At 74.3% G+C, this 14,216-nt stretch carries 12 protein-coding genes; 5 read left to right on the top strand and 7 right to left on the bottom strand.

What is annotated here, in order from left to right; translation table 11 throughout:
- Positions 1-2 precede the first annotated feature (2 nt).
- The 5 genes from BM290_RS04065 (at position 3) to BM290_RS04045 (ending at position 5,610) form a co-directional block, all read left to right on the top strand.
- Positions 3-278 carry a DUF4190 domain-containing protein gene (locus tag BM290_RS04065; protein ID WP_143133609.1) on the top strand — a complete coding sequence of 92 codons (276 nt, stop codon included), beginning with the start codon at positions 3-5 and terminating at the stop codon, positions 276-278.
- Between the two features lie 152 nt (positions 279-430).
- Positions 431-2,179, top strand: coding sequence for an aa3-type cytochrome oxidase subunit I (gene ctaD, locus BM290_RS04060; protein ID WP_093610147.1), 1,749 nt, complete (start codon positions 431-433; stop codon positions 2,177-2,179).
- 135 nt (positions 2,180-2,314) lie between these two features.
- Positions 2,315-3,733 carry a hypothetical protein gene (locus BM290_RS48070; RefSeq protein ID WP_093610145.1) on the top strand — a complete coding sequence of 473 codons (1,419 nt, stop codon included), beginning with the start codon at positions 2,315-2,317 and terminating at the stop codon, positions 3,731-3,733.
- 85 nt (positions 3,734-3,818) lie between these two features.
- Positions 3,819-4,979: a M20 family metallopeptidase gene (locus BM290_RS04050; RefSeq protein ID WP_093610143.1), complete on the top strand. Its 1,161-nt coding sequence runs from the start codon at positions 3,819-3,821 to the stop codon at positions 4,977-4,979.
- A gap of 157 nt (positions 4,980-5,136) precedes the next feature.
- Entirely contained in the window at positions 5,137-5,610 is a 474-nt protein-coding gene (locus BM290_RS04045; RefSeq protein WP_093610141.1) for a nuclear transport factor 2 family protein, read from the top strand.
- Between the two features lie 28 nt (positions 5,611-5,638).
- Here BM290_RS04045 and BM290_RS04040 read toward each other — a convergent pair whose 3' ends face one another.
- The 7 genes from BM290_RS04040 to BM290_RS04010 all read right to left on the bottom strand — a co-directional run bounded on the left by BM290_RS04040 (position 5,639) and on the right by BM290_RS04010 (position 14,212).
- Positions 5,639-7,450 carry an AfsR/SARP family transcriptional regulator gene (locus BM290_RS04040; protein ID WP_093610139.1) on the bottom strand — a complete coding sequence of 604 codons (1,812 nt, stop codon included), beginning with the start codon at positions 7,448-7,450 and terminating at the stop codon, positions 5,639-5,641.
- Positions 7,451-7,710: 260 nt separating this feature from the next.
- A complete protein-coding gene (locus tag BM290_RS04035; protein ID WP_093610137.1) occupies positions 7,711-8,634 on the bottom strand; it encodes an NAD-dependent epimerase/dehydratase family protein in 924 nt (307 codons plus the stop codon).
- Positions 8,635-9,105: 471 nt separating this feature from the next.
- Positions 9,106-10,188, bottom strand: a complete 1,083-nt coding sequence (locus BM290_RS04030; RefSeq protein ID WP_093610135.1) for a cytochrome P450 family protein — start codon at positions 10,186-10,188, stop codon at positions 9,106-9,108.
- 80 nt (positions 10,189-10,268) lie between these two features.
- Positions 10,269-11,039: a glycosyltransferase family 2 protein gene (locus BM290_RS04025; protein ID WP_093610133.1), complete on the bottom strand. Its 771-nt coding sequence runs from the start codon at positions 11,037-11,039 to the stop codon at positions 10,269-10,271.
- Positions 11,036-12,487: a class I adenylate-forming enzyme family protein gene (locus tag BM290_RS04020; protein WP_093610131.1), complete on the bottom strand. Its 1,452-nt coding sequence runs from the start codon at positions 12,485-12,487 to the stop codon at positions 11,036-11,038. The genes BM290_RS04025 and BM290_RS04020 overlap by 4 nt, the downstream gene beginning before the upstream one ends.
- Positions 12,488-12,497: 10 nt before the next feature.
- Positions 12,498-13,235, bottom strand: coding sequence for a glycosyltransferase family 2 protein (locus tag BM290_RS04015; protein WP_093611155.1), 738 nt, complete (start codon positions 13,233-13,235; stop codon positions 12,498-12,500).
- A complete protein-coding gene (locus BM290_RS04010; RefSeq protein WP_093610129.1) occupies positions 13,232-14,212 on the bottom strand; it encodes a 3-oxoacyl-ACP synthase III family protein in 981 nt (326 codons plus the stop codon). The genes BM290_RS04015 and BM290_RS04010 overlap by 4 nt, the downstream gene beginning before the upstream one ends.
- Positions 14,213-14,216 lie beyond the last annotated feature (4 nt).

Genomic DNA, 14,216 nt, shown 5'->3' with positions numbered 1-14,216 from the left:
GCATGACTGAGACACGAACCCTGGCCTGGAGCTCGCTCGTCGCGGGCCTGTTGAGTTTCCTGCCCGCTCCCGGTCCGCTGGCCGGACTGCTGGCGATCGTCCTCGGGTTCCTGAGCCCGACCGGCGCGGACGGCCGGCGTCCGGGGCAGGCCCGGGTGGGCATCCTGCTGGGCACGATCAGCTTCCTGCTCTTCGCCACGTTCTGTGTGGTCTATTTCGGTGTGCTGGGCTATCCGTTCCCGCGGCTCGAGCCGTACCGCCCGGAACCGGGCCGCTGACGACCGGGCGGGCCGCCGGACGCGGGAGTTCGGCGGACCCGTTTACGCGTACCGGATGGGGGAACGCCGACCGAGGCCGCGGCACGGCGCCGGGTTTGCCGGGTTGTGATGATCTTTGCCGGGGAGTACGAACAGTCCAGGGAGGACTTTCGATGACCGCTGTTTCCCCGCGCCCTGTGCAGTCCCGGTCGTGGCCTCTGCGGCGACAGGTCAGAGGTTCCTGGCTGGCCCGGACGATCCGCACCACCGACGCGAAGCAGATCGGGATCATGTATATGGTCACGGCGTTCGCGTGGTTCGTGCTCGGCGGCGCGATGGCGCTGCTGATGCGGGCCGAGCTGGGCCGTCCGGGCATGCAGCTGCTCTCGCCGGAGCAGTACAACCAGTTGTTCACCATGCACGGCACGATCATGCTGCTGTTCTTCGCGACGCCGATCGTGTTCGCGTTCGCCAACTACGTGGTGCCGATCCAGATCGGCGCTCCGGACGTGGCGTTCCCACGGCTCAACGCGTTCGCGTACTGGCTGTACTTCTTCGGTGGTCTGATCGCGTTCGGCGGGTTCCTGGTGCCGGGCGGGGCGGCCGACTTCGGCTGGACGGCGTACACGCCGCTGAGCACGTGGCAGCACTCGCCGGGGGTCGGCGGCAACATGTGGATCGTCGGGCTGGCGATCTCCGGTGTCGGCACGATCCTCGGCGCGGTCAACATGATCACCACGATCCTGTGCCTGCGGGCGCCCGGAATGACCATGTTCCGGATGCCGATCATGACGTGGAACATCCTGCTCACCAGCGTGCTCGTGGTGCTGGTCTTCCCGTTCCTGGCGGCGGCGCTCTTCGCCCTGGCCGCCGACCGGGTGCTCGGCGCGCAGGTGTTCGACGTGGCGACCGGCGGCCCGATGCTGTGGCAGCACCTGTTCTGGTTCTTCGGTCATCCCGAGGTGTACATCATCGCGCTGCCGTTCTTCGGGATCATCACCGAGGTGGTGCCGGTCTTCAGCCGCAAGCCGGTCTTCGGGTACAAGACGCTGGTCGCCGCCACGGTCCTGATCACCATGCTGTCGATGAGCGTGTGGGCGCACCACATGTTCGCCACCGGGCAGGTGCTGCTGCCGTTCTTCAGCCTGCTCAGCTACCTGATCGCGATCCCGACCGGGATGAAGTTCTTCGTCTGGATCGGGACGATGTGGCGTGGCCAGCTGACGTTTGAGTCGCCGATGCTGTTCGCCGTCGGGTTCATGGTGACGTTCCTGCTGGGCGGTCTGACCGGAGTGCTGCTCGCGTCGCCGCCGGTCGACTTCCACGTGACCGACAGCTATTTCGTGGTGGCGCACTTCCACTACGTGCTGTTCGGGACGATCGTGTTCGCGGTCTTCTCCGGCATCTACTTCTGGTTCCCGAAGATGTTCGGCCGGATGCTCGACGAGCGGCTCGGCCGGGTGCATTTCTGGCTGACCTTCGTCGGTTTCCACACCACCTTCCTGGTGCAGCACTGGCTCGGCAACGAGGGCATGCCCCGGCGGTACGCCGACTACCTGCCCGACGACGGCTTCACCACTCTGAACATGGTCTCCACGATCGGCTCGTTCGTGCTGGGGGCGGCCACGCTGCCGTTCCTCTACAACGTGTGGAAGTCGTACCGGATCGGCGCGGTGGTCACCGCCGACGACCCGTGGGGGCACGGGAACTCGCTCGAGTGGGCGACGTCCAGTCCGCCGCCGCTGCGCAACTTCGACCGGATGCCCCGGATCCGCTCCGAGCGGCCCGCCTTCGATGCGAAGTTCCCGCAGCTCGCGGCCGGTGGGCAGTCGCCTGCTGGGCCGCCCGAGGGTGGTGCCCGGCCGTTGACCGAGGAATCCACCGGCGGCGCCAGCTATCCGGAGGACCGTACCGATCGTTGAGAAAGGCGGTTAAGGGGGGAACTGTCGGTTTTGGGCATAGACGCTCACTGTGAAAGAGGTCCTAAGGGTCCGTACCTAGCAAACTGCGCAAGGCGATGAGAGATCGGACAACCCGCCCCTTCCGGAAGGGACCTCATGCCGATCGCTCTGCACGCTCTGGTGGCCGCCGCGCTCGCCGTTCCCGCCGCGCCCGTCGCCGCGACGACGCCCCGGGACTGCGCCGGGAACTTCACCGCGCGCTCCCGGGCCGACCTCGCGACCATCGCCGTCCTCGACCCGGGACCGCTCGCCAGAGGACTGCCCGCCCTCACCGGCGTGCACCTCGCGAGCGCGGAGGGCACCGTCGACAGCGCCGGCCGGCCGCGCAGCATCGCCTCCGGGCGGCACGCCGACGCCCGGATCCTCGGACTGCCCGGCGGTGGCGCCGGCGCCCGGCACGTCGCGCCCGGCCCGCGCGGCCCCGACGAGAAGACCCTCGTCCCCTTCCGGGCCGCCGGACTCGCCACCGTCGCCGCCGGCCGGTCGACGGCCCAGGCGACCTGGGACGACGGCTACCTCTGCGGCAAGATCGGGCCGCTGACCAGGGCGGCGACCATGCTCGGCGGGCTGTCCGTGCTGGACGGCGCCGTCAACGCCAACGGCCTCCCGACCAGCCTGCTCAAGATCGGGCCGACCGGCTCCACCCAGAGCGCCACCGACCTGGTCAGACTGCGCAACGGCAAGGTCGGCGTACGGTCCGGCGCCGGCGCCGCCCTCGGTGACCTCACCCTCTTCGACGGGACTCCGCAGGAGATCTCGGTCGAGGTCGTCAACCAGCCGACCCTGGAGGTCGTCGCCGGCGCCGGCCCCCGGGACGCCACGGTGACCTACCGGCCGGCGGTGCTCCACGTCGCCACCTCCGGCAAGCCGGTCCACGTGCTCCGGGACTCCGGCGACGCCGTCTCCCTCGCCCTGCTCAGCGGGGCCGCGCAGGGCCCGCCCGTCAGGCTCGAGGTCCGCGTCTCCCTCGGCCGCCCCGACGAGTCCCGCCGCGGCCGCATCGTCTCCGCCGAAGCCGGAACCGTCCGCGTCGAGATCAAGCTCGGCGCGGCCCGCCTGCTCGACATCGTCCTCGGCCGGCTGTCGGTCACGGCCGCCGCGCCCGACGCCGCCGGGCACAGCGGCCCCGGGACACGACCCAGCCCCCACCCTGGCCGGCCGTATCCGGGCGGTTCGTACCCGGGCGGTTCGCACCATGGTGGCTCCTACCCGGGCGGCTTTCCGGGCAACGACGGTGACGGTACCGACGGCGGTGACGACGGTACCGACGGTACCGACGGCGGCGACGGCGGATCCGGTTCGCCCGTGGCCTCGGCATCACCGTCCGGCGCCACCGACGATGACGGTCCGGTCCTGGTCCCCGACACGGCAGGCCCCACCGACGACGGTACGGACGGCGGCGCCCTCGCGCTGACCGGCTCCGATGTGACGGTGCTCGGATTCGCCGGCGCCGGTCTGCTCCTGGCCGGCCTGATCTCACTCGTCCTGACCAGGCGACGGCCCCGCCGCGACTGACCCGATCGCCGGACCGGCCGTGGGAACGGCCGGCCCGGCGTCGTGTGGAAATGCCCTGGCCGCGGCCTCGGCCTACGATGACGGGATGTCGGTGGGGACGGACGCCGCGGTGGACGAATGGCAGGCCCGGCTGATCGGGCTCAGCCACAGTCTGCACGCCGAGCCGGAGATCGCGTTCGACGAGCACGCCTCGGTGGCGAAACTCGCGGCCCTCATGACCGAGGCCGGGTTCGACGTCACCGAGGGCTTCTGCGACCTGCCGACCGCGCTGCTCGCCACCTACGGCGACGGTGATCTGACCATCGGCGTCTGCGCGGAGTACGACGCGCTCCCCGGCATCGGTCACGGTTGCGGCCACAACATCATCTGCGCGTCGTCGGCCGGCGCCGCCATCGCGTTACGTGCCGCCGCCGACCGGTACGGGTTCCGGATAGCCCTGCTCGGCACCCCCGCCGAGGAGAGCGGCGCCGGCAAACAGCTGATGCTGGAGCGTGGCGCCTTCGACGACGTGACAGTGGCGATGATGGCCCACCCCGGAGCCACCGCCGACACCGCCGGCCCGGGCGACAGCACCCAGGCGTGCAGCCGCTTCGCGGTCACGTTCGAGGGCCGTCCCGCCCACGCCGCGGGCGCCCCGTGGGACGGTGTCAACGCGTCGGACGCCGCGGTCGTCTCCCAGGTGGCGATCGGCTTGCTTCGTCAGCAGACCCCACCCGGTTACCGGATCGCCGGCTTCGTCCGGTCCGGCGGCGACAAGACCAACATCATCCCCGAGCGCAGTGTTCTCGAATACGAGGTCCGCACCCCCGACGCCACCCAGCTCGACGCGCTCCGCCGCCGGGTGAACGCCTGTTTCGAGGCCGGCGCCCTGGCCACCGGCGCCAGCGTCGAGTTCCGCCGCACCGAACCCGACTACCTCGATCTGCGCAACGACCCCTGGCTGATCGAACGCTACAGCGGCCACCTGGCGGCGTTCGGCCGCACGGCGGTCGCTCTGCCGCACGGGTTCGCGGCGGCCTCCACCGACATGGGCAACGTCAGCCACGTCGTGCCGTCGATCCACCCGATGATCGGGCTCCGTGGAGTCACCGCCATGCCGCACACGCACGAGTTCGCCGCCGAGACCGCGGGCCCGGCCGCCGACGAGGCCCTTCTGCACGCGGCGAAGCTGCTCGCCCGTACCGCCGCCGACCTGGCCGCCACCCCCGGCCGCCGCGCCGCCTACCTGGCCCGCCGCCGTTCCTGACCGGGCGCCCGGCCCGGGCCGTCCCGGCCACCGGGGTGCCCCGCCCCGCCGGTCACGACGTGCCCCGGCAAGCCGCGTGCGGCCGGTGCCCAGAGTGGGGGCGGGACGTCATCGTCCTGTCGGCGTCGCGTATGCGCGCGGCGGGTCAACTGGATCCATGACCGACATCTCCACCCTCATCGATCACGCCGCCGTCGTCGACACGCTGCACCGCTACACCGCGGGGCTGGACCTCGGCGATGCCGATCTGCTGGCCTCGTCGCTGACCGAGGACGCCGTCGTCGACCTCGGCCCGGCCATGCGGCGCATCGGCTACGACTTCCCGCCGCTCGCCCCGCGCGACACCGTCGTCTCCGCCCTCATCGGCGCGGTGGGACCGCTGGACAGCAGCCACGCCATCAGCAATGTACGGGCCACCTTCGACGGCGACGTCGCGACCGTGTACGCCTACGCCCAGGCGCAGCACTACAAGCCCGGCACCGGCTCCGACCCGTCCGTCACACGCCACGCGCTGATGATGAACCGCTACACCGCCACGATGGTCCGCGACGGCGAGCGGTGGCGCATCAGTCACCTGGAGATCGCCAACGCCTGGTTCGACGGGGACCCGCTGATGCTGCTCGGCGAGTGATCCGGACCGGCCGCGGGAGCGCCCGGACCTACACCGTGACGGTCGTCGGCGCGTGTCCCGCGGCCAGCCGCGCGAGCGCCGTCCGGCAGTCGCCGGGGCCCTCGACCTGCTCGGCCCGCCGCCGCGCGTAGGCCTGCACCAGCACCGGGTAGCGATAGAGATCGGCGGCGGACTCCTCCACGAGGTGCGCGTCGACCAGATCCTCCAGGGCGGCGCGCGCCTGCGGCCGGGACAGCCGCAGCATGAGCATCACGTCCTCGACGCTGCGCTCGGCCGTCGCGGGCAGAGCGCCGATCCGGAACACCCGCGCGGCGGAGGGGCGCAGACCGGCCTCCGCTCGTCGGATCGGCGCGTCGACGATCTTGCAATCCTCGTGCATCACCACGGGCCGGCGCAGGTCGTCGTCGAGTTGCGCCATGATCCGCTCGACCGTCCAGCCGGGCCGGTCGAGCAGCCGGGCGGCGGCCACCCGAACCGACAGCGGCTGGTGTGAACAGGCGCCCACCAGCCGCGCGGCGGCTGCCGGCTCACGAGCCACCCGATCGTGGCCGGCGATGGCGCCGAGCAGGTGCAGCGCCTCGGCGGCGCTCAGCGCGCCGAGCCGGCGCCAGCGCGCCGTCGGCAGGTCCAGCAACCTGCGCACCGCGGTCACGAGCACCGCGCAACCGGCGCCACTCGGCAGCAGCGGCGCCACCTGGGCGCTGTCCGCGGCGTCGTCGAGCACGAGGAGCAATCGGCGCCGGGCCGATGTCGTGCGCCACAGCGCGGACCGCTCGGCGAGCGAGGCGGGCAGCGGCGACGTGGGAGAGACGCTGCGCAACAGACCGCCCAGCACGTCGAAAGGCGATGCGGGGGAGCCGGTCCGCGTCCCCAGATCCACGAACAGACGACCTTCCGGAAACCGGTCCCGCAGGCGGTGCGCGACGTGAACCGCCAGCGTCGTCTTGCCGGACCCGCCGAGCCCGGTGATGCCCACCACGGCGGGGCCCGGACCGCTCACGACGGCGCCGAGCCAGGCGGTCTCCTCGGCACGACCGGTGAAGACCGGCAGGTCGGCGGGCAACTCGTCGGGCGCGGAGGGGGGCGCGACGGCGGCCGGAGCCGGGTCACCGCGCAGGACCCGCTGGTGCAGCGCCTGGATCTCGGCGCCCGGCTCGATGCCCAGCTCGTCGGCGAGCGCCGACCGGTACGTGCGGAAGGCGTCGAGCGCCTCCGCCGTGCGGCCGCCGCGGTGCAGGGCCGTCATCCACAACTCGATCAGCCGGCCGTTGAGCGGCTCCTCGCTGACGGCGGCGGCCAGCTCCGCGCCGGCCGTCTCGTGCGCGCCGAGCGCCAGCTGCAGATCGCACCACTGCTCGCGGGCGGTGCGGCGCAACCCGTCGAGACGCACCCGCTGGGTCGCGGCGAACTCGCCCTGCGCGCCGCCGAGCGCCGGGCCGGACCACAGGTCGAGGGCCCGGCGCAGCGCCGCCGCCGCGGCCGGCAGATCACCGGAACGGCGCAGCGCGGCGGCCCGATCGAGCAGGCCGGTGAACTCCACGGTGTCGAGGGTCGCCGCCCGGCGGTCCAGCCGGTAACCGGCGGCCGTGCGGTGCAGCAGCGGGCCGTCCGGGCCGGCCCCGGCGAGGGTCTGCCGCAGCCGGGAGGCATAGGTGCGCACGGTGCTGCGGGCCGAGGCGGGCGGGCGCTCACCCCACAGCGCGTCGACGATGTCGTCGATCGGCACCGGGGCGTCCCGGAGGAGCAGCAGGGCCAGCAGCCCTCGTTGCTGCGGGGTGCCGACCGGCAGATCGGCCGAGCCGGTGAGAGCCGCGACCGGGCCGAGCAACGAGAAACGCACGGCACAGATTTAGCCTGCCGCCGTGAGCACGGTCAACGTGGGAACACCGGCTGCCGTGCGCGTCACACCAGCATCAGCAAGCTCCGATGCGCGGGAAGAGGACCGGCTTCACCGCCGCCACCGGGAACGAGGCGGCCGTCCGCCGGCCGGAGGTTCACCGGCTCGGGCACCGCGGCGACGTCCTGCGCCGCAACCACGGCGGCTGCGTCCTGCGCCGCAACCACGACCTCGTGGCCCGGCGGCCGAGCGCGGCGGCCCCGTCAACGCCGCAGCGGCGTGCTCAGGAAGTCGGCGAGGGACCGGCGCGGCCGCCAGCCCCGTTCCCGGGCCCGGCCGATGTCGAGGACGACCGGGTGGACGAGCTGTTCCACCGCGTACCGCGACAGGACCGGCGGGCGCCGGGTGACCCGTGCCGCCGCTGTGGCCAGCGCGGCGGCCGCGGTGAACACCGGAACCGGCAGATGCGCCACCGGCACCCCGCACACCGCGCCGACTACGGCGTCGCGCCGATAGACGACGGCGTCCGCGATGTTGTAGGCCCCCGCCGGCCAGCGAGCCTCCACCGAGCCGTCCACCGGCAGCCCCGCGGCGGCCAGGCAGGCATCGGCCAGGTTCTCCACAGCGGTCAGGCTGAGCGGCACGTCCGGGCCGGGCAGCAGCGCCCGTCCGCCCCGGACCACCCGCCGTAACCGGGGCAGCAGATGTGGATCACCGGGTCCGTAGACGGCCCGCGGCCGCAGCACCACCGCGCTCGTGTCGAGCGCCAGCCGCTCCCCGGCGGCTTTGGTCCGGCCGTAGGCGGTCAGGCCACCCAGCGGATGGGCCTCACTGATCGGCTCCGGTCCGGCCGGCGCGTACACGCTGGCGCTGCTCACCCACACGACCGGACGGTCCCCGGCGGCGTCCAGCAGGCGGGCGGTCCCGTCGACGTTCACCGCCCGGAAGGCGGCCTCCGACGCGCGGCCGGGCGGCGGGTCACCGACGGCCGCCGCGAGATGCAGCACGATGTCGGCCCCGGTCAGATCCGGCGTGGTACGGCCGGCGTCCCAGTACCGATGCTCCCCGACCGGCCCGGGCCGCCGCCCCAGACAGACCACAGCGGCCCCGGTGGCGGCGACGGCCCGCGCCACCGCACTCCCGCAGAACCCGCTGCCACCGGTGACCGCCACCACCGCCGACTCCATCCCCGGATCCTCTCACCCGGTCGTCCGCGGACCGGGTGCTCATCCCGGCCGGCTCGGCCGATGGGCCCCCGGGGGTGGCGGCGCGCGGTGAGCGGTGAGTGGCAGGCCGCGGGCGGTGGACCGCGGGAGTGGACGGAGCGGTGAAGCGCGGGCGTGGGCTGCGGCGAGTGCGGTGAACGGCGAGTGGCGGACCTCGGGCGGTGGAGCGCGGGCGCCGGGTGCGGCGAGTGCGGTGAACGGCGAGTGGCGGACGGCGAGCGGTGGAGCGTGGGCGTGGGCCGCGGGGGTGCGGTGAGTGCGGTGAACGGCGAGTGGTGGACGGCGAGCGGTGGAGCGCGGGCGCAGGGTGCGGCGAACGGTGAGTGGCGGACCTCGAGCGGCAGGTCGCGCGGGGTGGGCCGCGCGGCCGGTGGCGAGTGATGGCCCGGGGCGATCGGCCGCCTGCGGCCCGGCGGTGAGTGGTGGGGCCGGTCAGCGGGTGGCGGTCACGGTGAGGACGGCCCAGCCGGGCAGGGCGCTGCGCCGGTCGGCGCGGGCCGTGGCGACCACCGGCCGGAACGGGGCCAGCGCGGACAGGGTGTCGGTCAGCTGCGCACGAGCCAGGCGGGCTCCGGGGCAGGCGTGCGGGCCGGCGCCGAAGACCAGCTGGGCCGTCTGCGGCGGGGCCGGGTCGGACACCGACGGGTCGCGGTCGTGCGCGCCGGCCGCGTGGCGGGCGATCAGGATCAGCCGGTCACCCCGGCGGACACGGCGTCCCGCCACGGTTCCGGCGGCCGCGGCCACCCGGGGCAGCAGCGGTGTCGGGGCGGTGACGCGCAGGAGTTCGCCGGTCAGACTCTCGGGACTCGTTTCGGCGTACCCCCACAGGTTGGCGTCGGCGCACCAGGCAGCGGCGCGCGGCAGCCCGGCGACCGTCGTGTTGATCGCGGCCACCGCGAGCATCGCGGCCAGACCCGGTCCCGCCCCGGCGGCCGGGCTGACCAGCGCGTTCAGGTGAGCAGCGGCATGCTGGGCGGCACTCCGGCGGGCCGGTGACGGCAGGCCGGGCAGGTGCTCGCGGGCGGCGGCCGCGGCGGCGGCACGGGCCGCCGACGCCAGCGTCAGGGCATCGACGGTGAGGCCGAGAAGGGCGGCGGCGGTGGCGCCGGAGAGTTCCGCGGCCACGTCCACGAGGTCGACCGGACGGCCGGCGGCGAGTGGCCGGAGCCGGCGGTCCAGCACCTCGGTCCAGACCGGCCGCAACCGGGCGACACCGTCGGCGCCGAGCGACCCGGCCAGTCCGCGACGGGAGCCCCGGTGATCGTCGCCCTCCTGGTCGAACAGCAGACCGCCGCCAGCGAGCCGGCCGGCTGCCCCACCGGTCGTGCCCTCGGCGGCACGATCCAGCGGCACCCGGGTCAGCGCATCGGTGAAAGCCTCCCGCGAGTGGGCGACGACGGTCCCGCCGAGACGTGCCGTCGGCCGCCACCGGGTGGCCGCGAGCAGCGCGAACAGCACCGGGTGGCTGCGCAGGTAGACCTGCCGGTCCCGGCGTCGTGCCCGCTTCTGTGACATGCCGGCCTCCGCCCGTGTCGCCTGCAGCGCACGCGATCATCGTCGCCGCGGGTGGCGACGGTCAATTCGTGGCGGGCGGGTCAGCGGACGTGGACCTGGGCGGCGTCCGGCGGCCGGTATCGCCGGTCCCAGTACCAGAGCAGGGTGCGGCGCGCGCCCCAGGCCCGCAACCGCCGCAGGCTGGATTCGACGATCAGGTCCTCGGCGCGGGCGATGCGGTCGGTGACGCGCCGCGCCCGGTTGAGCAGGGTGACGTCCTCGGAGCCGTCCTCCAGGGCTTCCCGGGCGGTGCCGCCGCAGCGCAGGTACAGGTCGGCGGTGAGGGCCAGGTTGTGGCCGTGGACGAGGACGTAGGGGCTGCGGAATCCGGGTCCGCGGTGCGCCGCGCGGTAGCGGCCGTACACCGCCGCGAGGCGGACGGCGGCGGGGAAGACGTGGCGTTCGGCCCAGGTGGGCCGCTCGTCGTGGCGCGGGACGCTGCGGCCGCAGACGAGATCGAAACCCTGGCCGAGGTACGCCCGGAGTGTCGCCACCCAGTCGGGGGAGGGCAGGCAGTCGGCGTCGGTACGGGCGAGGAGCCGCGCGCCGGTGGTGATGGCGTGCCGGAATCCGGTGTCGGCGGCGGTGCCGGCTCCGCGTTCGGTCTCGGTCACGAGCTCGACGGGGAACGGCGCCGTGGCGGCGAAGCGGCGCACCACGTCCACGGTCGTGTCGGTGGACGCGTTGTCGACGACGATCAGCCGGAACCCGGTGTCGGTCTGCCGGGCCAGCGCCGCCAGGGTGGCCCCGATCGAGGCGGCCTCGTCGTAGGCGGGCACCACCACGGCGATCCGGTCGGGCGGGGTGCTCACGACCGTACCCTCTGATGGGGTATGCCCGAGGCCAGGGATGCCGCGGCGTGCCGGTCGGGTTTGCGGGATCGCCCGGCCAGCGGCACCGTGGCGAACAGGACACGGTCGGGCCGGGCCGAGCCCATCCGGTCGAGCGGCCCGCGCAGCGCCGCCTCGACGGCGACCCGGCTCGCGCCGGGCGTGGTCTCGACGATCGCGACCACGTGCTCGTCACCGTCGCCGGCGGGGACCCCGACGAGGACGGCGAGGGAGACGCCGGGCACGTGCAGCGACGGCTCGTACAGGCCGGGGTAGATGTTCTCGGCCTTGCGCAGGATCATGTCCTTGCTGCGGCCGCCGAGGACCGCGCGACGGCCGGTCAGGGTGGCGATGTCGCCGGTGGCGACCCATTCGTGAGGGTCGGCGCCGAGGTAGCGGTCGCAGACGCCGGCCCCGGCGAGCAGCAGCTGCCCGTCGTCGCCGATCCGCCCGCGCACGCCCGGCAGCAGGTCGCCCACCAGGTCGCCGTCACCGGTCCAGGCGTGTTTCTCCCGGGATTCGACGGCCGCCGCCGGGAACACCTCGGTGAGCGCGTAGACGCCCCACGCCTCGTCGGCGCCGGCTGCCCGGACCCGGTCGAGCAGGTGCGCGGAGACCGGCGCCGACCCGCTGTAGACGCGTCCGTGGAACGGCACCGCGCCGTCGAGCGCGGTCCGCAGCTGCGGCGGCGTCAGGTAGACGGCCTGCGGCCGCAGGGTGGTGATCTGCCGGGCCAGCGCGCGCGGCCGGCGGTCGGGGGTGGCGACCGGCGCCCCGGCGGCCAGCGACGGCACCATCACGAAGAACGTGCCGCCGAGCACCGGCACCCCGGCGGCCGGCCGGACCAGCTCGGCGACCGACCGCAGCCCGGTGTCGAGCCCGGCCCGGGTGTGCACGACCGCGCGGGGGCTGCTCGTCGTGCCCGAGGTGAAGATGATCACCGCGTCGCCGTCGCCGTCGTAGGCGCGCGGCACCGGCCCGGCGGCGGGTCCCAGGGCGGGCGCGTTGCCGGGCAGGCGGCGGCCGACGGTGACGGTGGGCCCGAGCCGCGTGAAGTCGGGCAGTGCGAGCCCCGCCCGGCGGGCCAGCGGGGCGGCCCATCCGGCGACGGCCTGCGCGGCCGCGTCGGCGACGATCAGCGCGGGCCGGGCCAGCGACAGCCGCGCGGTGAGCACGTCGGGGCCGGCCGTCGGGTCGAGCAGCGCCACGCGTACGCCCAGCCGGTACGCCGCGAGCACCATGGCCACCGCCCGTGGCCCGGGACGGATCGCCAGTCCGAGCGTGTCGCCGGGGCCGAGGCCTCGGGCGTGCAGGGCGGTCGCGTACCGGTCCCGGAGGGCGGCCAGGTCGTCGCGGGGGACGGTGCGCCGGCCACGGATCAGGGCGGGGGTGTCGCCGGACAGCGAACCGGTGCTCAGCGCGTCGAGCAAGGGGCTCCCCTCATCGTGGGTCCGGGGTCAGGGGGCCACTGCCACGGTCGAGGTACCAGCGGGCGGTCCGCAGCACCCCGTACGCGCGCAGCCGCCGGGTCGAGTTCTCCACCACCATCGACCGGCTGTGCACGATCGATGAGGTGGTCCGGCGTACCCGGTTGAGGAAGAGCCGGTCGGTCGGCGACGGCCGCCGCGGCATCCCGCCGCACGCCTCGTAGAGCGCCGCGGTGATCGCCATGTTGTTGCCGGCGTGCATCCGGTACGGCGCCCGGAAGCCGCTGTCCCGGTGGGCCGGCCGGATCCGCCCGAACGCCGCCGCGAGCACCACCAGCAGCCCGAACACCGCCCGCCCGGCCGGACCGTGCTCGTCGCGGCGGGCCGTGATGCGCCCGCACACCATGCCGGCGCCACCGGTGAGGGCGGCCCGTGCCGCCGCCACCCAGCCGGGCCGGGGCAGGCAGTCCGCGTCGGTACGCGCCAGCAGCTCCGCCCCCGCCGCGACGGCGTGCCGGAACCCGGTGTCGACGGCACACCCGACGCCCTTCTCGGTCTCGGTGAGCACCTTCACCGGGAACGGCGCCCGCTCCCGGAACGCCTCGGCCACGGCGGCGGTGGCGTCGGTGGACCCGTTGTCGACGACCAGGAGCGTGAAGCCGGTGTCGGTCTGGGCGGCGAGCGCCTCCAGGGTGGCGCCGATCCGGGCGGCCTCGTTGTAGGCGGGCACGATCACCCACAGGCCGCTCACGACCGCTCCCACACCATGGTCATCATGCTGACACCCCCGCCCAGCCCGATGAACAGCACCCGGTCACCGGCGATCAGCTGCGGGAACGTTCGGCTCAGCTGCACGCCGAGGGTGGCGCTCGCCATGTTGCCGAACGAGGTGACGGTGATGTCGAGCCGGTCCTTCGGCACGCCGGTGACCTCGATGAACCGCTCCAGGTACGGCAGCGTCACCTGATGCACCAGGATCCGGGCGTAGTCGGTGTACGCCATGCCGGTGCGCTCCCGGACCCGGTCCAGGATGCCCGCCCCGATCGTCTCGAACACGCCGCGCAGCCGGTGCCCGTCCCCGGTGAAATAGGTGTGCTCCTCGCCTCGTGGATGCCGTGACCCGCCGCCCGGGATCCCGCCGACCGTCCAGTGCTCGGAGTGGGTGGCCGTGTCGACGTCGATGATGCCGCCCCGCTCCACCGGCTCGACGACCACGGCCGCCCCGGCGTCGCCGAACGTGTACCCGGCGAACGCCCGCCGCGCCTCGGCCAGCCCCGCCACCCGCGGCCGCATCACCCGGCTCGGTGTCTCCCCGGTGACGACCAGCGCCCGCCGGGCCCGTCCGGCCAGGATCATCGACCGGGCCAGGTCGATCCCGTTGACGAAGCTGTTGCACGCGTTGGTGACGTCCAGCGCGTGGGCCCGGCTGCCGAGCGCGTCCTGCAGGATGTGCGCGGTGGCCGGCTCGACCATGTCCCGGCTGGCCGACGCGAACAGCAGCAGGTCGACGTCGCCGGGGCGGGCGCCGGCCGCGTCGAGGGCGGCGCGGGCGGCGTGCAGGCCCAGCGTGGAGGCGTACTCCCCGTCGGCCGCGAACCGCCGCCGTTCGATGCCGGTGAGCCGGGCGAGCAGGCCGCGGGGGAGCCGCCCGATCCGGTCCTGCAACTCGGTCGTGGTGACCTCGTGCTCCGGCAGATGGGCGCCGACCCCGGTGATTCCGACTCGCACTGTC

Origin of the sequence: Actinoplanes philippinensis, assembly GCF_900113015.1 — a bacterium.
In the GTDB taxonomy this organism is placed as follows: Bacteria; Actinomycetota; Actinomycetes; order Mycobacteriales; family Micromonosporaceae; genus Actinoplanes; species Actinoplanes philippinensis.
The sequence above is the reverse complement of the archived record's forward strand: the minus strand, read 5'-3'. Positions and strand labels throughout refer to the sequence as shown.